Raw genomic sequence first — 24,651 nt, forward strand, 5'->3', positions numbered from 1 at the left:
CGGGTCACGCCTGCGGCAGCGCCGCCTCGACCGCGGCCCGCACCTCGTCGGACTCCGGCTCGACGCCCGAGCGGAAGCGCGCCGTGGGGACCCCGTCGGCGCCGACGACCCACTTCTCGAAGTTCCACCGCACGTCGCCGGCCTCGCCGTCGGCGTCGACGACGTGCGTCAGCTCGGCGAAGAGCGGGTGCCGGTCCGCGCCGTTGACGTCGGTCTTGGCCATCATCGGGAAGGTGACGCCGTAGGTCGTGGCGCAGAAGGTCGCGATGTCCTCGGCACTGCCGGGCTCCTGCCCGCCGAACTGGTTGCACGGGACGCCCACCACGGTCAGGCCGCGGTCGGCGAACTCCTGCTGCAGCCGTTCCAGCCCGGAGTACTGCGGCGTCATACCGCACCGGGAGGCGACGTTGACGATCAGCAGGGCGCCGCCCGCGTGCTCGGCGAGAGTCGTGGGGTTGCCGTCGAGGGTCTGCAGGGGTATGTCGTAGAGGCTCATCCCAGCACGATACGTGTGTCCGCAGTCGTCTCATCCCCCGCCGACGCACGGCGGCTCGAAGGCGGTCCCCGGGAGCAGCCCCTCCCACTCCTCCCGCGTGATGTCCTGCCCGACTCCCGCACACACCGTCCGCACGGCGGTCTCGACATCGGTGAGCCACAGCCGGGTCTGGCCCGACAGCGCCCCGCCCAGGAGCACCGAGCCGTCGGCCGACCAGGCGACGTCCTGCAGGTTGACCAGGCCGGCGCGCAGGGTCTCGGTGGCCGTCCATCCCTCGCCGGACCGTTCGTAGAGCCAGGCGCTGCCACCGATGGCGGCCACCGCCAGGCGCTGCCCGTCCGGGGAGTACTTGACCGAGTTGAGGATCGAGGTCGGGCCGGTCAGCGGGTCGCCGACCGCGGCAGGAGACGCGGGGTCGGTCACGTCGTAGAGGCGCACCGACTCGTCGGACATGGACAGCGCCAGCTGCTCGCCGTCGGGCGAGAAGTCCAGCCCGTAGACGCTCGGTCCCGGGCCGAAGGAGGCGGTCGTGCTGCCGAGGTCATCCACGTCGAGCAGGTGCACCCGCCCGGTGTCGTCCGCGACCGCGAGCAGCCCGTCCTCGCGCAGCGCCGCGGTCAGGGTCGGGTGGGACAGCCTCGTCTCGTCGACGATCCTGCCGGCGTCGGGACCGTCCACGTCCACGCGCACCAGCGTCCCCGAGCGGCCGAACGCGAGCACGGACCCGTCGTCGGGGACGAAGAGGACCAGGACCACGCCCTCCGGAGAGACCTGCAGGTCGACGGTGCGAACAGCCTCGACACCGGTGACGTCCCAGGCCAGCAGGCGACCTGCGGTCGTGCCCATGGCGGCCGCACCGCCGTCGTCACGCAGAGCACCGGCTCCGGTGGAGACGTCCGCGTCGTCGGCCCGCAGGACGTGCAGGCTGCGGGGGGCGTGCGGGTCGGCGGCGTCCCAGACGGTCACCGCGCCGTCGGGCGGTCCGGTCGAGGTCATCATCCGCTCGCCCCGCACGGAGGCGTCGACCATGAAGACGTTGCCCGACAGCCGCGGCAGCGCCGCCCCCGCGGAGTCCCAGGTGTATGTCGTGCCGTCCAGGGTGGCGAACAGCCACCGGCCACCGGCCACCGTCATGTCCAGCACGGGGCGGGGCACGGGCAGCACGAGGGCGGGCGTGTCGGTCAGCGGCCCTGCAGCGTCGAACCGCCACATCGTCACGGTCCCGTCCCACCCGGAGGTCACCAGCAGGCCTGACCCGTCGTCGACCTGGACGGTGAAGAGGTTGGTGTCGGAGGCATAGGTCGTCCCGACCTCGGTGACGTGCTGCCCTTCCAGGGCGAGCCAGTGCACGAGACCCGATCGGCCGACGGCCGCCACCGCCGACCCGTCCGCCGTCATGTCGAGGTCGAACAACCCTCGTCCGGTGTCGACGCTGCCGGCAGGGTGCAGCCGCCCGTCGTCGACCGACCAGGCGCGGACGGTGCCGCTGTCCAGCGCGGCGGCCAGCACGGACCCGTCGCGGCTGGCGGCCAGAGCCTCCACCAGCACCGGAGGCTCGCTGTCGACGAGGTCATCCTCCGCAGGTTCGGCCACGCGGACGTCGGGCGGCGCGTCGGCCGCTGGGGGCACCACCTCGTAGCGGTGCAGGAGCCCACCCTGGTCGGCCACGACCAGCACGCGTCCACCGTCCACGAAGGCGGCCGCCGTGGGTCGCGCGGGGATCTCTATCGGGACCAGCCGCGGCTCGGTGGGGTCGGCGAGGTCGAGCAGCATGAGCAGCGGCTCGTCCGCCGACCCCTCCAGCACGGAGGTGCCGGCCACCACCACCCACGGCTCGTCGGGGTGCGGCACGAGCCGGGAGACGACCGGGGTCCTCCCGCTGTCCCCGAACCCGGTGACGGCGGCGACCACGTCCCAGCCGAACTCCCCAGCGTGCGCCCGGACCACCCGCACTCCGCCCGACGGGCCGGACAGGACGAGATGCTCCCCGCCGGCCACCGTCGCGGACCGCTCCAGCACCGCGTCGTCCACCGACCATGCGCTGATCACCGGGCTGGTGGTCGCATCGAGCACCGCCGACCGGCTCTCGCGAGTGTCTGCCGCACGGTATGCCGCGACGGCCAGCTGCTGGGACAGCCCTGGGTCGAGGGCACGCTGGTTGGCCGCGGCGACCGCCATCTGGCGGGACTGCGCCTGGTCGCGCTGCAGGCGTGCGGAGTCGGACGCGCGGACGGCGCTCAGGCCGGCGGCGCTGGCGACCACGAGGAGCACCGCCATCACGGCCAGCAGCCCCTGCAGGCGGCGGCGTGCGCCCCGCCGCTCGGCGCGGGTCCGCTTGTCGAGCCTGCGGCTGGTGTCCAGGAACTCCTGCTGGAGGGCGGTGAGCTGCTCGGGGGCGGTCGCCGCCCACTCGCTGGTCGCCACCAGCCGGCTCCCCCGCAGCAGGTGGTCGTCGTCGCGGCCGTCGTCGTCCCAGTCCCGCGCGACGCGCTCCAGGGAGTCCCGCCGGGCGAGGTCGCCGCGGCGGGCCTCGACGGCGTCGCGCAGCCGGGGCCAGGCCTCGACGAGAGACTCGTGGCTGAGGGTCGTCACGTCCTTCCCGACCGTCACCAGCCGCCGGTCCACGAGACGCTCCAGCACCGAGCGCGCGTCCTCGTCGACGGCGACGATCTCGGCCGTGGGGACGAGACGGCGCGTCCAGCCCTGCGCGGAGCCGGTGACCATCCTGAGGAGCACGGTCATCGCCAGGGCGTGCTGCTCGGCGGGCAGCGAAGCCAGGGCGGCCTCGGCCGACTGCCGGATCGCGCCCTCGAGGCCGCCCGCCCGGTGATAGTCCTGGACCGTGAGAGCCTTGCGGTCCCCGGCCTGCCACATCGTCTCCAGCACCTGGGCCAGGTGCGGCAGCGGGGAGCCGTGGTTGTCCTCACGCACGTCGGCGAGGATGACGTCCACCAGACCGGGCTCGAGGGCGAGCCCCACGCGGCGCGCGGGCTCCTCGATCGCGGCGCGCAGCTGCTCTCCGCCGAGCGGCCCCACCAGGACCTGCCGCTTCTCCAGGGCCTCGCCCAGTGCGGGATGGTGCATCGCCTCGCCGAAGAAGTCCGCCCTCAGGCCGAGCACGAGGACCCGCCCGGGAGCACCCTGTGCCCAGGTGACCAGCTGATCCAGGGTCCGGTCGGCGTGCGCGCGGATCGTGGGGTGGGTCCAGAGCTCCTCGAGCTGGTCCACGACCAGCACCGTGGGGACCTGATCGGGCTGGCCCTCCTCGTCGCCGGGCGGCTCCTCCAGCGCGGTCGGCGTGGTCAGCGACCCGGCGCCGGAGGGCAGGGTGGCCAGCAGGCCGGCGCGCAGGACCGAGGACTTCCCGGCACCGGACGGGCCGACGACCATGACGACCGGCAGCGGCTCGTCGACGACCTGCTGCACCACGGACAGCAGCCGCTCGACGAGGGTGTCCCGGCCGAAGAACAGGTCGTGGTCCTTCGTGTCGAAGGCACGCAGCCCGGGGTAGGGGGCGCGCGTCACCACGGGTTGGCGTCTGCGGTCGTGCAGTGACAGCAGCCGTCGGCGCCAGGCGGGATGCTCCCGGGTGGGCACCTCGATCGCCCCCAGCACGGCGGCGAGCACCTCGGGACGGGTGGTCGGCGGCAGGTGCCGGCCTGAGAAGTAGCCCCCCAGCGTCGCTGGGGGAACACCCGTGGCCCGCGCCACGTCCCGGACCGACAGACCCGCACGCAGGCGGGCCGCCGTGAGGTCACGCGCGAAGTCCTGCGGGGTGTCTGCAGCCCCTGCCTGTGCCATGCCCACCTCCACGTCGACGTGCGTCCGGCTGCGTCCGCCAGCGTACGGACACGTACCACGGCTGTGTCGCACGCCCGTCGCAACCGCAGGCCAGGGGCCTGCGGCGTACGGGGTCGTACGAGTCTGCCGGAACTGCTGGACCTCCGTGCGCTGCTGCACTAGGAAGGAGCCTGCGGGTGCCCGCAACAGGGAGCGGGCACCCGCAGGCACTCGGGAGGTTCTTCGTGACGGTCATCGACGCCGCACCCGCAGGGGCGATCGCCGCGACGCGCGACGTCGCCGCCTTCGCCAGGACGGCCGCGCTCCTGCGACAGATCCTCCTGGACGACCTGCGGTGCCGACGACGCTGGCTGCGGCATGCGAGGCGGACGGGGATGCAGCAGCCCAACCAGGCGGGCGTGTCCTGGGTGCTCGCCCTCGAGCTGTGGGACCGCGGGGAGATGCCCGAGAGCAGGCGCACCCTGCCCCGCAGCCTCAAGGACCGCACCTCGCGGGCACTGTCCGGACGGCTGATCTCCGCGAGCACGCTCACGCTCTTCGTGGACGCCTTCGACCTCTGCGAGGAGCAGGAGCAGCAGCTCTACGCCACGTGGGAGGCCGAGTCCGCCCAGGCAGGAGCGTGGCCGGTGCACGGCAGCGGGGTGCACCGGTCACGCCCGCCGACGGGTGAGCAGAGCCTCGGCCTCACCGACCGGGGTCGGTGATCTCCTCGCCGCCCACCCGCAGGACGAAGCCGTGCGGCTGGTCCGGGTCGGTGCTCGCACCCATCACCCACGCCCGCACGGCCGAGCCGTCGACCGCGGTCAGCGCCGCGCGCGCAGCCGCCGGGTCGCCGCCGGTGACCGTGCAGTCCAGCGATCCGTAGCGCACGTCGCACGCCAGGTCCGCTCCCGGCGCGGCCCCCTGCAGCGCCGCGACGCCCTGCAGCCACCAGGCGAACGGCGCCGGGTCGAGGTCGGAGGTGTACCGGACCTCGGCGGTGGAGCCCAGACCCTCGATCGTCCAGTGCGACAGGCTGTATCCCCAGGTCACCCCGGCCAGCCCCGCGGCGGACGCCTGGGGGTCCTGGAGCACGGTCCGGTCGAGGGTCACCCAGGACTCGACCCCCTGGTGCCCGCCTGCGCCGGGGACCCGGCCGGACTCCACCCGGACGTCGGCGACACCGGGGAGCGCCTCCAGCTGCTCGGCCAGGGTGCCGCTGCGCTCCTGCTCGGGCGCGCCGAACCACTGCCAGGCCATCCTGCCCACGAAGAACAGGACCACCGCCAGGACGACGAGGATGATGACCGGCTGCGTCCGCGAACCGCCTCGGTCCGTGTCAGTCACGAGGACCGTCACCGACGATCGACCCGACCTCGCGCTCCCAGCCGTCCCGGGTGGGGCTGACGCTCTCGATCAACCAGGTGGCTCCGACCTCGGCGTAGTCCGCGGCGGCGGTCCCGGGCGCACGGTGGGCGACGACGTCCCAGCCCTGGCGGGTCGGCTCTCCGTCGAGGCTGAGGTATGCCGTCAGCTCCTCCGGGGTGAGGTCGCCGTCCTTGCCGTTCGGCACCACTCCGTCCCAGCGGCGGGCGCGGGCCAGGGGCCGTCGGTTCGGCGCGACGCCGGCCACCCAGATCGGGGGGCGTGGACTCTGCACCGGGCGCGGGCGCAGGTCCGCAGCGACCCGGTAGTGCTCGCCCCGGTGGTCCGTCGGGCCGCGCAGGAGCTGGTCCAGCACGTCCAGACCCTCGTCGAGCCTCGCGGCGCGCGTCCGCCTCCTCCCCGAAATCGGCGAAGTCCCGGTCCACGGGCGCACCGAGACCGACGCCGAGCACGGCACGCCCGAGGCTGAGCCGGTCCAGGGTGGTGAGCTGCTTGGCGACCACCTGCGGCCGGCGCCGGGACAGCGGCGTGACCAGGGTGCCGAGCCTCAGCGTGCGCGTCACCTGGGCGAGCGCCCCGAGCAGCACCCACGGGTCCAGCGGGGCGGCACCGGGCCGCCACTGCACGTGGTCCCACAGGAAGAAGCCGTCCCAGCCGGCCGCCTGAGCCTCGCGGGCCCAGCGCACGACGGTCGTCGGCTCGGTGAAGGGCGGGACGCTCAGGCCGTACCTCATGACGTTCACTCTAGGGTCGGCCCCGTCCGTCGCGGCCGGAGGCCTCATGCCCCGACGACGTAGAGCTGCATGAGCACGTGGTGCAGCGCGGCCGCCACCACGACCAGCACGTGCCAGAGCTCGTGGAAGCCGAAGACCCCGGGCAGCGGGTTGGGCCGCTCGACGATGAAGACGACGAACCCGAGGCTGTAGACCACCCCTCCGCCCGCCATCAGCGCCAGCGCGCCCAGCGGCAGCTCCAGCCCGGCGAGGACGAGGACGACGGGCATCCAGCCCAGCACGATGTAGAGCGTGTTGGTCACGTACTTGGGCAGCCCGCGCCAGACCGACCGCAGCACGATACCGAGCGCGGCGATGCCCCATACCGTCCCCAGGACGGCCCACCCCAACGGGTTCCTGAGCAGGACGAGCACCAGCGGCGTCACCGTGCCGGCGATCAGCGCGAACACCGACGTGTAGTCCAGCGTGCGCAGCACCTCGTTGAGGCGGGGACTGCCGTCGATGCCGTGGTGCAGGGTGCTGCTGACGAAGAGCAGGATCAGGGAGAAGCTGTAGATCCCCAGGCCCACGATCCTCCACGGGTCACCGTGCACGCCCGCGCGGGTCATGAGCACGGCGGAGCCGAGGACGGCGAAGCACGCGCCGACGAGGTGGGAGATCGTGTTGACCCGCTCGTCGGTGACGTGGACGCTGCCGTCCCGGCTCAGGATCGGCTCGACGTGCTCTGGCATGCGCCCAACGCTACCGGCGGTGCTGGGGCAACCACGACGAGGAGGTCCGGCTCCCGGCGTCGCGCTCAGCCGCTTCGAGCTCGCCGACGCGACTGCAAGAGCCCGCACCGGCCCTGCATGGAGCGGGCGGAGCCACGGGTCTGTCACTTGTCAGGTTCAAGATGACGTCATGAGGCGACTAAAGACCGCACCACTGCGCCGCGGGCAGCTCCTGACCGGCACCTGGTGCTCGTTTGGGAGACTCGTCACTTCACCGGCGTGGATCGGGACGGTCTTACTCGTCTGCTTGGCGCTCACGTTGGTCAGCTCGCACATCCCTGACCTGTCGGAGGGCCGGCTGAGTGTCTTGGGCTCACCTCCTCTGGGCTGGTTCTGGACCACAGCAATCGCCGCGGCAGCGACGCCGCAGTTCCTCTTCTTGGTCGCCGGCCTGCACGCTCTTCGCCATACCCTCAAGGGAGACCTCCGGACTGCGGTGATCCGAGGATGCTCTACCCACATGGCCTGTCGACTGGGTGTGCCCGCCGTGGCGTCGGTGGTGCTGCGCGACGAGAGATCGGGAGGGGTGTTCGTGGAGGATCTCTGCGCCTTTCCCCGGTCGCACCGCGCTGGATCTGCCCTGGGGAGCGCGATGGTGGCCGAGCTGGACCGGAGGAGTTCCATCGCGAGGGCAACGTGCCGGCCGGCCATGGTCCCGCTCTACACAGACTTTGGTTTCCGGTGCACCGGGTGGACCCGGTCGACTTCCAGTCCGGTGCGCCCGCTCGTCATCATGGAGCGCGATCCTGGCGGGCCCTGAGCCCACTTCGGTCATCCCGCCTGTGCGGGCCACGCCCTACAAGGGTCACAGCAGCCGCACCCGGGCCGTCGGCCTCCCGCACGGGCGACGGCCCGGTTGAGCAGCGCGGTGGGCGAGGGAGTGAGACGCACGAGCTCGTCATACCACTGCTCGCACTGCACCCAGTCCGGCTCCGCCCGTCGGGCGTCGCCAGTGGGGGGACCATCCGCGCGATCTGCCTCATCGTGCCGGCTCGCCCTGTCGTCCTGCTGGCCGTCGCGCCAGGAAGCAGGCTCGCGGCGGGAGGACTACGCTCATCAGTACGTGCGTGACCGATGTGGTGTTGGGACCACGCACAGGTCGAGGACCATGGAGACCCGCATCGAGGGGGTCTTCGGCCAGGGGTCGGGGGTGGCCTGTAGAAGATCCTCCCCCGGCCCTCCCCCGTGCCTGCTGCGCCACCGGCGGGGACTCACGGCGTCAGGTGCCGGGCTCCCAGTCCCCGTAGAGACCCGAGTTGAGCGCCCGGCCACCGGCTGCGTCGCGCACTTCCAGACGTTTCCCTCGATCGGCGCGCTGGCGGTCAGGGCGGCGAAGATGACCAGGGACAGGCGGCGCGCAGCGAACATGACCACTCCTCGGACGTGGCCGTCATGCTAGTCCTCCGGCAGGTCCCACGTCAGGGATCGGGCCGCTCACAGGTCCGGGTGCCGGTCCGCGTACCTCGTCGCCGACTCGAAGGCGTGCGCCACCCGCAGCAGGTCCACGTCACGCCCGGGGGCCGCGACGATCTGGATCCCGATCGGCAGGCCGTCCCGGGAGAATCCCCCGGGGACCGAGATCGCGGGGCAGCCGGTCGCCGAGATCAGGGTGACGGCGCGCATCCACTCCAGGTAGTTCTCCATCGGCCTGCCGTTGATGCTCTGCGGGTACTCCAGCTCGGCGTCGAAGGGCAGCGCCTGCGCGGTCGCGGTGACGAGCACGTCGTGCGTGGAGAAGTAGTCGCGCGTCGCCTGCCAGAGCCGACCGCGCGCGGCGTCCTTGGCCACCAGGTCCTCGGTGGTGAGGTCGAAGCCGAGGCGGGTGTTCCAGACGACGGCGTCCTTGATCCGACCACCGTCGGGACGTGCGGTCTCCTCGCGGACGAGGTCGCCCCACGTCGCCACGAAGTCGTAGGCGCGCTGCACGTCGAAGACACGGTCGGCCTCCCGCAGGTCGGGCGCCACGTCGTCGACGTCGGCACCCAGGCCCGCGAACACCCCGGCCGAGGCGAGGACCGCCTCGACGACCTCGGCCTCCACCTCCATGAGCCCGCCGAGGGTGGGTGCCACGCCGACCCTCAACCGGTCGAGCCGGGTCTCGCGCTGCGACGCCGGGTCGAGCTCGGGGAGGTCGAAGACGCTGCCGGGCTCCTGCACCGAGCACGGCCCGTCCGGGTCGGGCCCGCAGCCGACACTCATGAGCAGGGCCACGTCGCCGACGGTCCGGCCCATGAAGCCTTTCTGCGCCAGCCAGGCCCAGGCGTTGCCGGGCGGCGTGTGCGGGACCCGACCGTTGGACGGACGCATGCCGACGACGTTGTTGAAGGAGGCCGGCGTGCGCAGCGAGCCGCCCATGTCGGACCCGTCGCCGGAGGCCTGGATCCCGGCGGCGATCGCCGCGCCCACGCCCCCGGACGACCCGGCGACCGACCTGCTCGTGTCGTAGGGGTTGACCGTCGTGCCGAAGACCGGGTTGAAGGTGTGGGCGCCCGCCGCGAACTCGGGCACGTTGTTCTTGCCGGTGGAGATCACGCCGGCAGCCCGGAGTCGCGCGACGACCAGGTCGTCGCGCTGCGGCACCCGGTCGGCGAAGATCGGCGAGCCGAGGGTGGTGCGCATCCCGGCGGTGTCGTGGGTGTCCTTGTGCGTCATCGGCACCCCGTGCAGCCGCGGCAGCGGGTCGCCCGACCGGCGCGCGACCACATACCTCTCGTCCTGGGCGCGCGCCTCGGCCAGCGCGCGCTCGGGCTGGAGCGTGACGACCGCGTTGATCGCCGGGTTGACCTCCTCGATCCGGGCGAGGTGGGCGGTGACCGCCTCGGTGGCGCTCACCCCGCCGTCGGCGATGAGGGCGGCGAGCTCGCGCGTGGAGAGCCAGATGAGGTCGGTCACGGTCGGTCCTTGTCAGGGTCGAGGCGGGTAGGGGGTGCGTGCGCGGCCGGCCCCGGCGGTCGTCCGCCGGGGCCGGCCGGGGACGGGCTAGTTGATGAGCGAGTCCTCGATGCCCGGTCCTGGAGCAGCGTCGTCGACCGCCGCGTCCCGGTCGCGCAGGAACCAGACCAGGGCCACGGTGAGGATCACCGCGATCGCCACCGCGAAGCCCGAGACGATCTTGGGGGTGTAGGGCACGACGAGGAAGACCACGAGCAGCGACACGGCCACCGCGATCACGGTGGACTTGACCTGCTTGAGCGTGGCGATGAGCTGCACCATGACGCCGCCGAGGATCGCGGGGAGGATGTAGACCCGCGCCACGTCGGTGATCGACCCGGGCATGACCGAGACGATCCACGTGCCGAGGACCCCCACGAGGAGCACGAGGGAGACCACGTGCACGGAGGCGGCGCCGGCGATGGCGGCGGTCGCCGCGTACGAGGCCTTGCGGGTCCCGGGCTTGGTGCCCAGCGCGTTCTGCGCCACGATCGCCGACGGCACGAGCTTGTTGGCGATGTTGCCGATGAGGAAGGCCTGGTACATCCCCGCCGGGCCGAGGATCGGGAAGTAGGTCAGCGGTTCCACGACGTAGAAGGTGCCGTAGACCGCCGCCACCGCGAGCCAGGCGGTGAAGATCTGACCGGCGGTGATGTCGATGTCGGTCGTCGCCAGGACGATGAAGGGGATGGAGGTCGCGATGAGGAAGCCGAGGAAGAGCGTGAGCCGGCCCCAGCGGTTGGTGGTGCGCGTGTAGTCGGCGAACAGGACGTCCTGCTCCGGGTGTAGGTGCTCATGAGGTGGCTCCTGGTCAGTTCGTGGCGAGGTAGACGACGACGAGGGCGCCGATGATGGAGAAGCCCAGCGCCCATTCGCGCAGCCAGGCCTGGGTGAACTGCCTGGCGAGCCACAGGCACACGGCCATGATCGCCGCTGAGACGACGACCGCCAGGACGTGGTAGCCCGACTTGGGCAGCTCGGTGACGGTCAGCGCCCCGAACGCGGCGAGCAGCGCCGCGCCGGGCACGATCGCCATGAGCGCCGGGTTGACCCTGGCCAGCGTGTCCTGACCGCGCGCCAGGATCGGGGTGAGGATGAGGGTGGAGATCATCCAGCACGCGCCGGACAGGCTCATGGCGAACAGGGCGATGAGGAAGACGCTCTGCGTGTAGGTCTCGTCACCGAGGTTGGCCCCGACCGTCCCGGCGGCGATCGACGCCGAGGCGGTCTCGGTGGCGGCCGAGCCGATGAGCCCGATACGGACCAGGATGGCCGGGGTGCCGAAGAGGGGCAGCAGGGCGATCGCGACCAGGACCACCGCCAGCGACGGCCCGATGGCTGCCACCCCACCGGCCCGGAAGGCGTGGAAGACCTCACGCTGGGACATGTCGGCGCCGGCCGCGTTCTTGCGCACGGCGACCATGTAGACACCCGACTGGAGCAGGACGATCCCCATCACCGCGAGCGCGAGGATCCACAGGAGCGGGGAGTTGGCGATCGTGCCGACGTCGGCGGCGGTACGGATCATCATGGGCGGACCTTCTTCATCGTTCTTCCTTCAGGGGAGGAGGAAACCTGCCGACGGGTGACGGCAGGCTGAGGGTCACAGCTGGTAGGTGAGGCAGACCTCGTCCGCGTGCTGGGGTATGCCGGGACTCACCCGGACGGTCCGGGCACCCGGGTCGATGCGCACGGTGGCCAGGGTCGCCTTGCGGTCCGCCTCAGCCTCGCTGAGGTCGGGCAGGACCGCCACGCTGCCGGGACCGGGAGGGACGCAGAGCAGCGGGAGCAGGTCGTCGGCGGACCGGGGCGCCGGCGCGGGGCCGGTGGCGCCACGCAGGTGCCCGAGCCGGTCGTGGGTGGTCGACGCCGGGTCGCGGACCGGCTCGTCCAGCCCCAGGAAGTGGTTGGTGTGCAGCATCCAGCCCTCCTCCTCCAGGACGGTCACCCGGCCGGGGCTGAGCTCGGCCATCGCGACCCGGTCGGTGCCGGTGAGCGTGATGACCGACGAGGAGGTGGTGGGGGCCGAGCGGACCAGGTCGAGGCCCTCCTGCACCGAGCGCGCCCCGGTGAGCAGACGGGCGAGGACGACGTGGACGGGCACGCCCCCGGGTGCGTCGTCGTGGTGCTGGAGGATGTTGAGGTGGACACCGACGCCGGCGGCGTTGAGGCCGATCTTGCCGGTCATCCCGTGCTCGGCGATCCCGGCGTGGGCGAGCTCCTCACCGACGGGGTCGACCCGGTGCAGGTGCCAGCACCCGACGAAGCGGGCGTACCAGTCCCAGGTCTGCGCGGACACCGCGCCCCGGTCGGACCGGTCCGTGGGCGCCGGCACGTGCGCGAGGGTCGAGCATTCCGTCGCCACGGGTGCCTGGGCCAGGGTCAGGATCTCGGTGCGGGCCACGGTGCGGGCCACGTCGAGCAGGTCGGTGCCGGACCCGGCGGCCACGCCCTCCAGCTCCTCGTGCACCTCCGGGGCCCAGGCCCGGACGGCGTCCATGGAGGCCAGGGCCGCCTCCCGCTGGTCACGCTCGGCGATGCCCAGGTGGCCGAAGAGGCCCGCGTAGGCCCGGGAGGTGCGCAGCACCTGCTCGCCCAGCAGGGTGCCGCGGGCCAGTCCGCGCTCGCGGTGGCTCGCGCCGGAGACGCGCACGGCTCGTAGCGGCGCACGGTGGGGGTCCATGTGGTCGGTCATCTTCTCCTGCTCCGGGCTCACCTGGTCGGGCCCCGCCGGTCGAGGGCGAGGAGGGCGTGGGTCAGGGCGGTGACGCCGGCGACGACGTCGTTCAGGTCGGTCCACTCCTCGGGGCAGTGGCTCCGCCCGTCGCGGGAGGGGACGAAGAGCATCCCGGTCGGCACCGCGCGGGCGATGAGCGCGGCGTCGTGCTCGGCGCCGCTGAAGAGGCGGGTGGAGCTCAGGCCCAGTCCGTCGACGACGTCGCCGAGGACCGAGACGACCCCGTCGGACATCGCCGTCGGCTCCTGCAGGGGCAGCCAGTCGACCTCGACGTCCACGCCGCGCCGGCTGCCCTCGTCGTGCGCGGCCGCGGTCAGCGCGTCCTGGGCCGAGCGCAGCCACTCCTCCTCGGGCCCGCGGAGCTCGCCGCGGAACTCGGCGTGCGCGGTGACCACGTTGACGGCGGCGGGCGTGAAGGTGAGCTGACCGCTGGTGCCGCGCGTCTGCATACCCTCCCCCGCGATGCGCTCGACGGCGAGCACGGTGCCGGCGGCGGCGCAGCCTGCGTCGCGGCGCCGGTCCATGGGCGCGGTGCCCGCGTGGTCGGCCTGCCCGGAGAAGAGCGCGCGGAAGCGGGAGATGCCGGTGATCGACTCGACCAGCCCGATCTGGCTGCCGTGCTCCTCGAGGTAGGGCCCCTGCTCGATGTGCAGCTCGACGAAGGCGTCGACGCGCGCGAAGTCGTGCCGCGCGCCCAGCAGCGCCGAGGGGTCGACGTCCACCGCGGCCAGGGCGGCGGCCAGGCTGCGGTCCCGCTCGTCGCGCAGGTCCAGGTGGGCGGCGCTGATCGCGCCGACCATGGCGCGCGAGCCGACGCAGGACAGCCCGAACTCGTTGGGCTCCTCGTGGAAGAAGTCGACGACGACGAGGTCGTGCTCGAGCCGGACACCGGCCTCGCGCAGCGCCCGGACCGCCTCCAGGGCGCCGACGACGCCGACGATGCCGTCGAAGCGGCCACCGCCGAGCACGGTGTCGGTGTGGGAGCCGACCATGAGGGCGCGGCCGCTCCCGGTCCCGCGCAGCCGGCCGAAGATGTTGCCGGCGCCGTCGACGGAGGTCTCCAGCCCGGCGTCGCTCATCCACCGGCGGACCAGCTCGCGGGCCTGCCGGTCCACGGGGCCCAGGGCGGTGCGCGTCCAGCCGGGCAGGCCCGGCTCGACGAGCGCGGCCAGGGACTCGAGGTCGGCCTGGACGCGGTCCGCGGCCACGGTCAGGCCGGGCGGGGCCGGGCTCATGCCGCCTCCGCTCACTGCACCCGCAGCCGGGACATGAGCACCTCGTAGGCCGCGGTCGTGCCGGTGCTCAGCGTCGGCTCCATGACGGGGCCGAAGAAGGGCGAGTGGTTGGTCGGGACGGGCTCGTCGGACTCCACGACCTCGCTGGACATGCCGCCGAAGAACCAGTAGACCCCCGGCACCCCGATCGCGTCGGGAAGGGTGCCGAAGTCCTCCGAACCCATGACCGCCGGCCTCTCGATGACCTGGTCCTCGCCGAGCACGCCGCGCAGGAGGTCGACCACCCGGCCGGTCTCCGCCTCGTCGTTGACCAGCAGCGGGAAGGTGTAGAGCTCCTCGATCTGCGGCTCGGGGGCGTCGCTGGCCATCGCCTCGGCCTGGATCACCCGGCGCAGCCCGGCGAGCAGGTGCTGCCGCACGTCGGCGTCCAGGTTGCGCATGTTGATGGTGAACTCGGCCACCGGCGGGATGATGTTCTCCTTCAGGCCCGCGTGGATGGTGGCGATCGTGATGACCGCCGCCTTCTGCGCGGCGACCTCGCGGCTGAGCAGGCTCTGGATCCGCACGATCATGTGAGCGGCGAGGACCACCGGGTCGATGGTGTTCTCCGGCTGCGAGCCGTGCCCGCCGCGGCCGTGCACGGTGACGCGCCACGCGTCGGAGTAGGACATCGCCGGGCCCCGCGTCATCTCGACGGTGCCGGCGAGGCCTGGCCACACGTGCTGGCCGTAGATCACCTCGGGGTGCGGCGCCCGCTCCCACAGCCCGTCGGCGACCATCGCCTCGGCACCCGCCGCGGTCTCCTCGCCGGGCTGGAAGAGGAAGACGACGGTCCCGGCCCAGGCGTCCCGGTCCTGCGCGAGGAGCGTGGCCGCGCCGACCGCCGCCGTGATGTGCGTGTCGTGCCCGCAGGCGTGCATGACCGGCACGTCGGTGCCGTCAGGGAGCGTGCCGCGAGCGGTCGAGGCGTAGGGCAGCCCGGTGTTCTCCTGCAGCGGCAGGCCGTCGGTGTCGGCGCGGAACCCGATCACCGGCCCCTCCCCGTTGACGAGGGTGGCGACCACGCCGGTGCCGCCGCAACGGAACACCTCGTAGCCCAGCCCGGTCATCCGCTCCTCGATGAGCGCCGCAGTCTCGTGCTCCTGCATCGACAGCTCGGGGTGCTGGTGCAGGTGGACGTAGAGCTCGTGCAGGCGCTCCCGCAGCTCGGGGTGCTGGTCGAGGATCGTCATCGTCTGACTCCTGTGTCGTGGTCGGGGGTGGGTGCCAACACCTCCGGCACCTACGCAATCGCTTGCGTGCTGTAGTCAAGCAAACGATTGCTTTCCCGTCAAGGGTCCCCCACACTGTGATGCGTGAGCATGCAGGGGAAGCAGGACGGGACGCTGCGCAGGTCGCCGACCGTGACACTGGCCAGCCTGGCCCGGGAGCTGGGCGTCAACGTCTCGACGGTGTCCAGGGCGCTGTCGGAGCGGCCGACGGGGGTGTCGGCCGCCACCGTGGCCACGGTCCGCCGGGCGGCCGAGCAGCGAGGCTACCGCCGCAACCTCGCGGCGAGGACCTTGCGGACCGGGCGCTCGTTCACCGTGGGCATGACCGTCGCGCGACTGACCGACGTGGCGCTGGCCAGCGTCTACGGCGGGGTCGACGAGGCCTCCATCCACGCCGGATACACCACGTTCGTGGCCAACACCCTCGACCGCGCAGACCTGCGGCGCCGCCGCCTCGACCTCATGCTGGGCCGCCAGGTCGACGGGTTCGTCCTGGCCGACTCCCATCTCGACGGTGCCGCGATCGGGCAGCTGGACGACCTGCGGGTGCCGCACGTCCTCGCCCTGCGCGGCCTGCCCGGGCGGCTGAGCGTGACGACCGACGACCTCGTCGGTGGCCGCCTGGTCGCCGAGCACCTGCTCGGGCTGGGCCACCGGCGCATCGGTGTCGTGGCCGGCGACGTGCTGGCCAGCACCGGTGAGCAGCGCACCAGAGGCTTCCTCGACACGCTCGACGAGGCGGGCGTGGACGTGCCGCAGCACCGCGTCGTGCCGGGTCTTTTCGACGTCCGGTCCGGCGTGGAGAGTGCCGCGCAGATCCTGGCCACCGACCCGGACGTCACCGCCATCTTCGCCACGAGCGACGCCGCTGCGATCGGCGTGATGGCCACCCTGCGCGACCTCGGCCGCCGGATCCCGGAGGACGTCGCGGTGGTCGGCTACAACAACCTGGACCTGGCCGAGGCGCTGCCCGTGCCCCTCACCTCGGTCGACTCCCGGCTCTTCGACGTCGGGACGCAGGCCATGCGCACGCTGCTCGAGCTGATCGGCGGCGGGTCGCCCGGGTCGCTGTCGCTCGAGCCGCGGCTGGTCGTGCGGGCGTCGACGGTGCCCTGACCCCTCCGCCCGCCAGGTCAGCGCCTGCTGAACGACCCGTGGCGCTACCGCCGCTCGCGCAGCACGAGCAGCGCGACGGCGCCGATGACGATCCCGACGGGCGCGAAGCCCAGTGCCGCCCCCGCGACCAGTAGGGAGTCGCCGCCGAAGGTAGAGGGCGCGGACAGCGCTGCCGGCGAGAGCAGCTCGTCCGGGCAGCTCAGCGTCGCGGGTGCGGGGAAGAGGTCGACCTCGGTGAGCGGGTGCCAGGTCGCCCCCTCCACGGTGACCGGGTCGGCGAGGGCGTGCGTGAATGCGTCCATCCGCGTGCCCTGCGCGACGTCGCCGTCGGCCCGCAGGACCTCGCAGCCCAGCTGTGACGGGCCGTCCTCCACCGGGCCGTCCACGTAGACCGTCACCGAGCCGCCGAGGACCCCCGCCTCCGGCAGCACGACCTCGGGGCCGTCCGAGACGGTCAGCTCCGGTGCGTCGCGCGCAGAGAGCGCCGCCCAGGCCCCGACCCCCAGCAGGAGGACGCCGGCGACGATCATGCAGACCGCGCCCAGGCGCAGGACGGTCCGTCGGGTCGGTGTCACGACGGGGGCGACGGCGGCCGGTCCGTTGCCACCGGGCCCGCTGCAGGAGCACACTTGATCAGGCGTGCTCCATCCTGGCGCCGCCATGGACGGAGGGCACCATGGGCGCGACCCCAGCCGCACCGCTACCGACGCCGGCCCCGGCACCGCTCCTCGCCTCGGTCAGCAGCCGCATGTCGATCGTGTGGCCGGTCGCCGTGCTGGCCGCGCTGGTCGTGGGCTACGGCCTCGACCCGATCACCGAGATCACCGCCATGCTGATGGAGCAGGGCGTCACTGACGCCCAGGCCGCGGCGACAGCGTTCGCCGCCGGGGTCACCCTCCCCGTCGTCGTCGGGACGGCCGCCACCGTCCTGCTCGTCGGGTCGGGCGCGCTGGAGCGGATGGAGGGTCTCAACCAGGTGCTGGCCGTGACCGGGATCTTCGCCGTCACGGGTCTCGGCTCGATGCTCCTCGGTCTCGGGCTCGCCCCGGACTTCGCCGGGACCGACACGGTGTCGGGTCCGCCCTACGTGGCGCTGCCTCTCTTCGTGCTCCGGTCCTACCTGTCCAGCTACGGCTTCCCGCTGCTCATGGTCGGGCTGGCGCTGGGTACTGCGACCGGTCTGCAGGTCTACCGCTGGCTCGGCATGAGTGACCGGACTTAGCCGACTGGGGCTCAGGGCGGGTCCCCCCACCACCCGTCCACCGTCCTCAACGCCGCGCAGGTCTCCCGCCGGTGCTCCTCCAGCCCGGCGTCGTCAGGCCCGGGAGCGATGCCCTGCGTGGGGGCGTCCACTTCCGCGCAGTCCACCTGCACCTGCTGCGCCATCCTCTTCCGAGTGGTCTCCGCCAGGGTCCAGCCCAGCGGCGCGGCCACGCCACCGGCGGCGACGGGGTGCACGACGACCACCACGTCCTCGGCCTTGAGTTCCGAGGCGCCCGGGTAGCACAGCCGGTGGGCGCGCTGAGCCGCGGTGGTGACCGCGTCCACCGCCCGGGCCAACTCCCGGTCCGAGCGGTCGTCGTAGAAGGAGAGCAGGGCTCGGGCCGGACCGACACTCTGCAGCGGCCGTGCGACCGCGTCCGGTCGCGCGCTCGAGGCAAACTGGTTCTCGATCACGAGCATCCGGGGTATGACGCAGCCAACCTCGGCGTCGGCACGGCGGGTGTCGACCCGACCGTTGCGCCTGTCGAGATAGGGCGCGAGCGCGGCCAGCACGTTGGTCACGGACGAGCCGCCCGAGTTGTCGTACATCCCGCCGTCCAGCACGTAGGTCTCCTCATCCCCGTGACAGCGGTGGAGTGACGCGGCCGGCGACACGTAAGGGAAGCGTGCGGAGAGGAAGGCCGCGTCTACCAGCCTGATGTCGCCGCCGACGCGGGAGCGGTCGCACAGGTAGGTCAGGCCGTCGCGCACCGGCGCGGCCCCCGGTCCGGACGTGGGAATCTCGGCGACGAGACCGCTGCAATGGTTCCGCGACCTGGCCTGCATCACCGTGGACAGGGTGAAGCGACACCCGTCCTCCACGCTCGTGCCGCTCAACGCCAGTTGTGGGGCCCCGTCGTAGCTCGACAACGGCATCGTCAGACCTGCGTCGACCGAGGCGACCGCGTCGGCCAGCGTGGCAGCGCGGTCGTAGCCGTCGACGGGCAGCCGGAGGACGGAGTTCGGCAGGTCCCGAGCCAGCGCGGCGGCGAGCGCCGGAGCGAGGAAGTCTTTGCCGAGGAGGTCGCTGCGCCCGTCGGGCAGCGTCTTTCCAGCGACGACCAGGGCGAGTCCGACGGCCCCGCCGGAGACGCCGCTGGCCATGAAGACCTGCTCCGACCTGTCCTGCGCGCGGACGTCGGCCTCGCCGCAGCGGGTGCCGAAGGCGCACTCCCACACCAGCTGGGTCCAGTACGCCGCGCGGATGCCGCCGCCGCTGGCGGTGACGAAGACCAACGACCGGTCCTGCTCGGCCGGCCCGGAGCCGGGCGGCCCCAGCCAGACGTCCAGGGCTCGTCCCACCGAGCTTGCCGTCGTGTGGTGGTCGTTCTGCGCCGCGGCGGGCCGGTCCACCAGCGCAACGTCGTAGTAGAAGCCCTTGGTGTCCACCAGGCTGGCCACCACTCCCCAGAGCACGAGGAGGGTCATCAAGGGCATCCGGCGAAGGCCGGCGACCGCCAGCGCTCCCCGGGGGGCGATGGCGTCGCCGAGCAGGGTCAGACCGACCAGCCCGACGCTGCCGATCAGGGCGAAGAGGAAGACCACTGCCACCGACCCCAGCCACATCCAGCCGGTCGCTGTGGTGCCGAGCGCAGCCACGGCGAGCAGGACCAACGATGCCCCTATCCACCACAGGCCTTCGCTGGGGAGGGTTTCGTGGGCAGGAGCACGTCCGGGCAGCCGCGCGTCCACGACAACGCGCACGCTTGCCACGATCACGGCGATGAGGACGATCGCCACGATCACGCCCATCACCCCCGACCAGATCAGCAACCCCGATGGTGGTGCCTCCCCGACCGCCCATACCGTGGTGGCGGCCCGGACCACGACCAGCAGGAGCAGCAGCGGCGGGGCGCTCGCGAGCACCCATACCGGGGATGTCGACGGCTCTACAGGGTCCGGGCTGTCCGTCATCTTCAGGTCCCGGACACCCTGCGGCCAGCTGAGCAGGCTCCAGCCCAGCAGCCCGGCACCAGGCAGGAGCAGGAGCGCGAGAGCCGTCGGGCGGTAGCGCTCAGGACCGCTGAGGCCGACGACCAGACCGACGACCACGAGGGCAAGCCCGGCGCCACCGGCCGTGAGGAGATAGCGCGCACTCATCGGACGCACGTCGGGGCGGCTCCGGTATGCGGTGACGCACCGACGTCCTCCGACCACCATCACCCCAGAGGTCGCCACCGCGAGCAGCGTGGCGAGGGCCGCGCGCGTGGGGGACTGCGCGGCGTGCCCCGCAACGTCGTCGATCTGCCGGCCGATGTCCCCCGTCAGCATCAGGAAGACAGCGACGAGCGCCGCCGCGACCAGGACCAGGCCGCGCACCGCTCGGAGGCCGGCGAGGGCGGGCTTGCGCAGGTCCCGCAAGCCCGCCCCGGCGAGAAGGACCGGCACGACCGCGAAGACCAGCAGGACCCACTTCAGGATGGACGACGTCCCGAGCATCACCGCCGCCCACCCAGGTGCCGAACTCTCGAGTCCCAGGCGCACCGCGATGACAGTCTCCGCGAGATCGGCGAACAGGTAGCCAACGACCGCGAGCACGGACCAGCGCAGCGCGGCGACAGCGCCCACGGACACCGCGGCTGCAGAGGCTTCGTCCGCGGGGAGCTGCGCCGTCGCTGGGTCCACCGCCGGTCGTGCGTGGTCCTGCTGGAGCAGTCTGGCCACGGCGCTGCGCAGCCTCAGGACCAGCAGGGCAACCATGGTCATCAGCACCAGGTCGAATGCCAGGTAGGTCCACAGGAGCACGTCGACGTCGTCGCTCCACCCGGACACGACAGCGTCGACCATGCCCGGCTCGACCACCGCGGCCGGCGAGGCGATGTCACCGAGCCCTCCGGAGACCGCGCCCACGTCGTGCCGGGCGCGTAGCGCTCCGTCGACACGGCCGAGCACGGACTGGGCGGCCAGCGCGCAGACGAGCAGGAACGGCCACGCCCATCTGCCGAGACTGATCACCAGTCTCCAGGCCCGACGGTGCCACCGGCCGGTTCCCTTCGCCGAGCCCTGACCTGCCATGAGCCGGCCCTTCTGTCGCACACCCTTTGGCTCAGGGTAGAGGTCCCCGGGCCACGGTGTCAGTCCCTCGACGTCAGTCCCTCGACCGGGGGCCGTCGGCCCTTGACCGCACCAGACGGGTCTCCGGGTCGGGGTGCTCCGCGACCAGCGCGATCGCGTCGCCGAGGCTTGTTGACGTAGCACGTGACGCCGAGCCGATCCGTGGGAGCAAGGGGTCCGGTGAGGTTGCTGTCGGCGTCGGCCCCCCAGGGCTCACTCCCACTCGAGAAAGAGCTGTGTCTGCGTCGTGGCCGAGACCTCCTTGCCGTCGCCCCGGGTCGTCACCACCTGGGCGACCAGCGTCGTCCGGCCGACGTGCAGGACCGTCGCGACCGCCGTCACCGTGTCGTCGACGCGGGCGGCACGGAAGAAGTTGGTCTTGGCCTCCAGCGTCACATTCGTCATCTCCGGCGGGCAGAGGGCGAAGGCCAGGGTCCCGGCGCAGTGGTCGATCAGCGACATCAGCGCCCCGCCGTGCAGGACGCCGTTGCGGTTCGCCAGCTCCTCGGTGATCCGCATCGTGGAGACCGCCCGCTCCGGGCCCGACTCCCCCTCCACGATCCCGAGGTAGTGCGAGTAGCTGGACCGCGCAGTCCTGCGCCCAGGCGTCTCCATGAGCGGGAGGTTAGTCCCCCGCCGCGCCTGAAGGACGCCCCGCGGCTCACGGACCCCGTCCCGAGAAGGCCGTCAGGAAGCGGTCTCGGAAGGCGTCCATGCGCCATACCGGGGCGTCGTCGGCCGGCCGCATGCCCTCGCTCCACGCCCAGCCGTCCACGCGGTCCAGCACCTCGGGGTCGGCGCTGATGATGGTCACCGGCACGTCGTGACCCGGGCCCGGGCCCGTCACGAACGTCCAGGGCTGGTGGTCGCCCAGCAGCACGACCACCAGGTCGGGGTCGGGGTGGGAGGCGACGAACGAGGTGAGCGTGCGCAGCACGTACCGGACCGACTCGCCGTAGCGCTCGCGCACGTGCGCCATCCCCTCCAGCTGGGCCGGGTCGCGTCCGCAGCCGGGCATGCACCCGAAGACGGAGCCGTCACCCACCTCGTCCCACCCGACCAGCGGCGGTGGCGGGGGCCACGGCAGGTGGCTGCTGACGAGGTCGACCTGGGCCATGACCGGACGGCGGTCGGTCTGGTCGAGGAGCGTGCGCCGGACCTCGGAGAGCGTGTACTGGTCGGGGATGGCGCCCCAGCCCAGCTCGGGTCCCCGGTAGCCGAGGTCGTCGCCGCCCACGAGCTCGTCGAACCCGTAGAAGGCCTGCCCCTCCGGCCATCCGGTCCGCACCGCCGGGAGGACGAAGGAGGTGTCCCACCCGGCCTGGCCGAACGCGCTGGTGAGGGTGAGCCGGTCGGCCGCCAGGAGCTGGTCGTAGCGGGCCTGGTTGTCCGTCCACAGTCCGGTCTGCAGCGTGGCGTGCGGCAGCCACGAGCTGCCGCCGAAGGTGGGCGAGGTTAGGTAGGCGCTGCGCGCGGAGAAGCCGGCCTCCCCCAGCTCCTCCGTCCCGGACTCGAGCACGGCCGTCACGCCCGGCGCGATCGTCGGCTCGGTCAGCGCGGCCCGGCCGTAGCTCTCGACGAAGACCAGCAGCACGTCCTTGCCCTCCAGCCCGGCGAGGAGGTCCTCTCCGGCGTCGGCGAACGGGTCGTCGTCGATCGCGCGGGCAAAGCTCGTCCCGGCCCGGGAGTCCTCGACCAGGCTCACCGCGTGGTCCGAGACCAGCCTCGCGGTGGCGGCCGAGGCGACGGGGGTGCCCGCGACCTGCAACCCGGTGAGCGCGCCCAGGACCCAGACGACGCCGGCCGCACCGAGCACCCGCGCGGTCGTCCGCGGGTGGCTGGCGACGACCTTCTGCACCCGCAGCGTCGCGGGCACCAGCAACGACACGGTGACGGCTGCCGCGACGACCACCGCGACGAGCGCGACCCTCGCCCCCGTCGGGCCGACCCACACCCGCAGCACCGCATAGCCCAGCCCCACGTAGGACCAGTCGTAGAACTCGTGGAAGCGGCGGTCCAGCACCGCGGAGAAGCCGAGGTCCAGCGTCTTGAGCAGGACGACGAGGCTCAACGCCATACCCAGGAGGAGGGCGACGGGCCGGCGGGCCCGCGCGGGCAGTACCAGCAGCAGGGCGACCACGAGCAGTCCCTCGACCGGGACGCGCAGGAACGCCCCGAGCGACAGCCCGTCCACCGCGTCGGGCAGGACCAGCACGACCCAGAGCAGCGCGCAGGCGAGCACGGTCACCACCGGTGATCGGACCTGTCGCATCGCGCCTCCGTGGCCTCACGCTAGACCTGCGGTCAGCAGGTATGGGGTGCTCGCTCAGGCTGGGCGTCGGGCCACCAGGGCGTACTTGCGCACCCGCCCGCTGAGCAGCCAGTCCTGCCACAGGCGGTGGGCCGTCAGCACGTCGTCCATCACGTCCCGACCGACCTGCGCGGCGATGCGCGCCTCGTCCGCGGTGAACCGCGCGAGGAGCGCCTCCACCACGCCCAGGTGCGCGGCGCTGACCTCCTCGGTCCACGTGACCTCGAGCCCGACGTGCTCGAGCAGCTCCAGGAGGTCGGTCAGCAGGACCGGCCAGACCGTGTCGGGGGCGGGCATGGCCGCGCGCTCGGCGGGGGTGAGCGGCAGACCGACCTCCGCGGTGAGGGCGAACCGCCCGCCCGGGGCCAGGGCATCCCGAACCTGGCGGAGCAGCGTCTCCTTGTCGCGGAAGGCGAGCATCGTCTCCAGGAGCAGGACGACGTCGAAGGGTCCCGGTGGGAGGGGCGGCACGCGCAGGACGTCGTGGCGCAGGCCCAGTCGCTCCCCCTGCGCGCGCGCCAGCTCCACCACGGCGGGGCTGGCGTCGACCCCGAGGTAGGCGCAGCCCCGCTCCTGGACGACGAGCCGGCCGGGTCCTCCGGGACCGCAGCACAGGTCGAGCACGCGCGTCCAGGGGTCGACGCCCGCCCGGGTGGCCAGCGCCAGGATCTCGCCGGCCCGCATGAAGCCGTGCTGGTCGACGAACTCCCCCGGCCCGTAGGCCTCCCGTCTCGCCCGCTCCCACGCGCCCTCGACCAGGCGCGCCACCTCCTGCAGGCTCACGCCGGCCCTCCCGCCGCGGGCTGCGGGTGGCGGACCGGCGCATGGCTCCGCAGCCACCAGATGTCCCGCCCGAAGGACTCGCCGATCAGGGCGACGGCGACGACCAGGGCGGCGCTGGCCAGCGGACGCGGCACCACGTCCGCCGCTGCCACCACCAGGGCGATGCCGGCGGTCGCGGTGACGACCTTGCGCCAGTACCGGAAGTGCAGCTGCGCACGCAGCCACGGCAGCACCACGCCGGCGACGCCGAAGCCGTAGCGCGCCAGGCCCACGACCAGCACCCACCAGCCGAATCCCGCCGCGACCGGCACGCTGAGGACGAGCAGGAGGAAGGCGTCGGCCTCCCCGTCGAACCGCCCGCCGAAGGGCGAGGCGGTCCGCGTGCGGCGGGCGACACGGCCGTCGACCCAGTCGAGCGCGAGGGCCACGGCCCCCAGCACCGCCACCGCGAACGGTCGGGCGGAGGTCGCGGCGGAGGACCCGACGACGACGGCGACGATGCCGCAGCTGAGCGCGAGCCTCACCAGCGTGACCACGTCCGCCGGCCCGAGGGCGACGACACGGTAGGAGCGCGCGAGGCGGGCGGTCGCCACGTCGACGACCACGAGGCTCACCAGCGCGGCGACCCAGCCGATCGGTCCCCAGCGCAGCACGACACCCACCGCGGCCAGCAGGACGACCTGCAGGGTCACGGCCGTGCGCAGGTGCCTCGGACGCGCGGTCGGCATGGTGAGGAAGTGTACGGACGAGACCGCCTCCTGGATGGCGGACGGCATACCCTGAC

Annotated in this window: 19 protein-coding genes and 1 pseudogene; 3 read left to right on the forward strand and 17 right to left on the reverse strand. The window is 72.9% G+C overall.

Features of this window, described 5'->3' with window-relative positions; genetic code table 11:
* Window positions 1–4: 4 nt before the first annotated feature.
* Together DV701_RS04115 and DV701_RS04120 are read right to left on the reverse strand one after the other, a co-directional pair.
* Window positions 5–496, reverse strand: a complete 492-nt coding sequence (locus DV701_RS04115) for a glutathione peroxidase (protein ID WP_114927186.1) — start codon at window positions 494–496, stop codon at window positions 5–7.
* Window positions 497–526: 30 nt separating this feature from the next.
* Window positions 527–4,297, reverse strand: coding sequence for an nSTAND1 domain-containing NTPase (locus tag DV701_RS04120; RefSeq protein WP_162802778.1), 3,771 nt, complete (start codon window positions 4,295–4,297; stop codon window positions 527–529).
* A 176-nt stretch (window positions 4,298–4,473) separates the two neighbouring features.
* Between DV701_RS04120 and DV701_RS04125 the strand changes: the two genes are divergently transcribed.
* Window positions 4,474–5,001, forward strand: a complete 528-nt coding sequence (locus DV701_RS04125) for a hypothetical protein (RefSeq protein ID WP_162802779.1) — start codon at window positions 4,474–4,476, stop codon at window positions 4,999–5,001.
* Here the strand turns inward: DV701_RS04125 and DV701_RS04130 are convergent.
* The 9 genes and pseudogenes from DV701_RS04130 to DV701_RS04180 all read right to left on the reverse strand — a co-directional run bounded on the left by DV701_RS04130 (window position 4,982) and on the right by DV701_RS04180 (window position 15,301).
* Complete coding sequence (locus tag DV701_RS04130; RefSeq protein ID WP_162802780.1) at window positions 4,982–5,623, reverse strand: hypothetical protein; 642 nt, start codon at window positions 5,621–5,623, stop codon at window positions 4,982–4,984. The two genes, DV701_RS04125 and DV701_RS04130, sit on opposite strands and share 20 nt — an antisense overlap.
* Window positions 5,616–6,444: pseudogene (locus tag DV701_RS19325) on the reverse strand (LLM class flavin-dependent oxidoreductase). The gene DV701_RS04130 and the pseudogene DV701_RS19325 overlap by 8 nt, the downstream one beginning before the upstream one ends.
* Window positions 6,441–7,127 carry a PAQR family membrane homeostasis protein TrhA gene (trhA, locus tag DV701_RS04145; protein WP_114927191.1) on the reverse strand — a complete coding sequence of 229 codons (687 nt, stop codon included), beginning with the start codon at window positions 7,125–7,127 and terminating at the stop codon, window positions 6,441–6,443. The pseudogene DV701_RS19325 and the gene trhA overlap by 4 nt, the downstream one beginning before the upstream one ends.
* A 1,473-nt stretch (window positions 7,128–8,600) precedes the next feature.
* Entirely contained in the window at window positions 8,601–10,058 is a 1,458-nt protein-coding gene (locus DV701_RS04155) for an amidase (protein WP_114927193.1), read from the reverse strand.
* Between the two features lie 87 nt (window positions 10,059–10,145).
* Window positions 10,146–10,715: a hypothetical protein gene (locus tag DV701_RS04160; protein WP_324616618.1), complete on the reverse strand. Its 570-nt coding sequence runs from the start codon at window positions 10,713–10,715 to the stop codon at window positions 10,146–10,148.
* Between the two features lie 193 nt (window positions 10,716–10,908).
* The gene (locus tag DV701_RS04165) at window positions 10,909–11,628 is read right to left on the reverse strand and encodes a DUF5058 family protein (protein WP_407669344.1); all 720 of its coding nucleotides are present in this window, start codon (window positions 11,626–11,628) and stop codon (window positions 10,909–10,911) included.
* Window positions 11,629–11,700: 72 nt separating this feature from the next.
* On the reverse strand, window positions 11,701–12,792 hold the full coding sequence (locus DV701_RS04170; RefSeq protein WP_114927195.1) for a C45 family autoproteolytic acyltransferase/hydolase: 1,092 nt from the start codon (window positions 12,790–12,792) through the stop codon (window positions 11,701–11,703).
* A gap of 17 nt (window positions 12,793–12,809) precedes the next feature.
* Window positions 12,810–14,069: a Zn-dependent hydrolase gene (locus DV701_RS04175; RefSeq protein WP_114927196.1), complete on the reverse strand. Its 1,260-nt coding sequence runs from the start codon at window positions 14,067–14,069 to the stop codon at window positions 12,810–12,812.
* 11 nt (window positions 14,070–14,080) lie between these two features.
* Window positions 14,081–15,301 carry an amidohydrolase gene (locus DV701_RS04180; protein ID WP_114927197.1) on the reverse strand — a complete coding sequence of 407 codons (1,221 nt, stop codon included), beginning with the start codon at window positions 15,299–15,301 and terminating at the stop codon, window positions 14,081–14,083.
* Between the two features lie 129 nt (window positions 15,302–15,430).
* On the opposite strand from DV701_RS04180, the gene DV701_RS04185 reads away from it, so the two are divergent.
* Complete coding sequence (locus DV701_RS04185) at window positions 15,431–16,456, forward strand: LacI family DNA-binding transcriptional regulator (RefSeq protein WP_114927198.1); 1,026 nt, start codon at window positions 15,431–15,433, stop codon at window positions 16,454–16,456.
* Window positions 16,457–16,500: 44 nt separating this feature from the next.
* Here DV701_RS04185 and DV701_RS04190 read toward each other — a convergent pair whose 3' ends face one another.
* Entirely contained in the window at window positions 16,501–17,031 is a 531-nt protein-coding gene (locus DV701_RS04190) for a hypothetical protein (RefSeq protein WP_162802782.1), read from the reverse strand.
* Window positions 17,032–17,132: 101 nt separating this feature from the next.
* Here DV701_RS04190 and DV701_RS04195 point away from each other — a divergent pair, with 101 nt between their 5' ends.
* Window positions 17,133–17,678, forward strand: a complete 546-nt coding sequence (locus DV701_RS04195) for a hypothetical protein (RefSeq protein WP_114927200.1) — start codon at window positions 17,133–17,135, stop codon at window positions 17,676–17,678.
* A gap of 11 nt (window positions 17,679–17,689) precedes the next feature.
* Here the strand turns inward: DV701_RS04195 and DV701_RS04200 are convergent, their stop codons facing one another.
* From DV701_RS04200 to DV701_RS04220, 5 genes are all read right to left on the reverse strand, one after another.
* Entirely contained in the window at window positions 17,690–20,674 is a 2,985-nt protein-coding gene (locus DV701_RS04200) for a hypothetical protein (RefSeq protein WP_114927201.1), read from the reverse strand.
* A 312-nt stretch (window positions 20,675–20,986) separates the two neighbouring features.
* Complete coding sequence (locus tag DV701_RS04205; protein WP_114927202.1) at window positions 20,987–21,388, reverse strand: PaaI family thioesterase; 402 nt, start codon at window positions 21,386–21,388, stop codon at window positions 20,987–20,989.
* 46 nt (window positions 21,389–21,434) lie between these two features.
* Window positions 21,435–23,045 carry an alkaline phosphatase family protein gene (locus DV701_RS04210; protein WP_162802783.1) on the reverse strand — a complete coding sequence of 537 codons (1,611 nt, stop codon included), beginning with the start codon at window positions 23,043–23,045 and terminating at the stop codon, window positions 21,435–21,437.
* A 54-nt stretch (window positions 23,046–23,099) separates the two neighbouring features.
* The gene (locus DV701_RS04215; protein ID WP_202863627.1) at window positions 23,100–23,867 is read right to left on the reverse strand and encodes a class I SAM-dependent methyltransferase; all 768 of its coding nucleotides are present in this window, start codon (window positions 23,865–23,867) and stop codon (window positions 23,100–23,102) included.
* Window positions 23,864–24,595 carry a CDP-alcohol phosphatidyltransferase family protein gene (locus tag DV701_RS04220; RefSeq protein WP_114930740.1) on the reverse strand — a complete coding sequence of 244 codons (732 nt, stop codon included), beginning with the start codon at window positions 24,593–24,595 and terminating at the stop codon, window positions 23,864–23,866. The genes DV701_RS04215 and DV701_RS04220 overlap by 4 nt, the downstream gene beginning before the upstream one ends.
* Window positions 24,596–24,651: the final 56 nt, after the last annotated feature.

Source organism: Ornithinimicrobium avium (assembly GCF_003351765.1).
Lineage (GTDB): Bacteria > Actinomycetota > Actinomycetes > Actinomycetales > Dermatophilaceae > Ornithinicoccus > Ornithinicoccus avius.

Excerpts from the sequence above, each read along its gene's own strand:
- DV701_RS04115 (WP_114927186.1), bottom strand. The coding sequence starts at position 496 with ATGAGCCTCTACGACATACCCCTGCAGACCCTCGACGGCAACCCCACG.
- DV701_RS04120 (WP_162802778.1), bottom strand. The coding sequence starts at position 4,297 with ATGGCACAGGCAGGGGCTGCAGACACCCCGCAGGACTTCGCGCGTGAC.
- trhA (WP_114927191.1), bottom strand. The coding sequence starts at position 7,127 with ATGCCAGAGCACGTCGAGCCGATCCTGAGCCGGGACGGCAGCGTCCAC.
- DV701_RS04165 (WP_407669344.1), bottom strand. The coding sequence starts at position 11,628 with ATGATGATCCGTACCGCCGCCGACGTCGGCACGATCGCCAACTCCCCG.
- DV701_RS04170 (WP_114927195.1), bottom strand. The coding sequence starts at position 12,792 with ATGACCGACCACATGGACCCCCACCGTGCGCCGCTACGAGCCGTGCGC.
- DV701_RS04175 (WP_114927196.1), bottom strand. The coding sequence starts at position 14,069 with ATGAGCCCGGCCCCGCCCGGCCTGACCGTGGCCGCGGACCGCGTCCAG.
- DV701_RS04180 (WP_114927197.1), bottom strand. The coding sequence starts at position 15,301 with ATGACGATCCTCGACCAGCACCCCGAGCTGCGGGAGCGCCTGCACGAG.
- DV701_RS04185 (WP_114927198.1), top strand. The coding sequence starts at position 15,431 with ATGCAGGGGAAGCAGGACGGGACGCTGCGCAGGTCGCCGACCGTGACA.
- DV701_RS04195 (WP_114927200.1), top strand. The coding sequence starts at position 17,133 with ATGGGCGCGACCCCAGCCGCACCGCTACCGACGCCGGCCCCGGCACCG.
- DV701_RS04205 (WP_114927202.1), bottom strand. The coding sequence starts at position 21,388 with ATGGAGACGCCTGGGCGCAGGACTGCGCGGTCCAGCTACTCGCACTAC.
- DV701_RS04210 (WP_162802783.1), bottom strand. The coding sequence starts at position 23,045 with ATGCGACAGGTCCGATCACCGGTGGTGACCGTGCTCGCCTGCGCGCTG.
- DV701_RS04220 (WP_114930740.1), bottom strand. The coding sequence starts at position 24,595 with ATGCCGACCGCGCGTCCGAGGCACCTGCGCACGGCCGTGACCCTGCAG.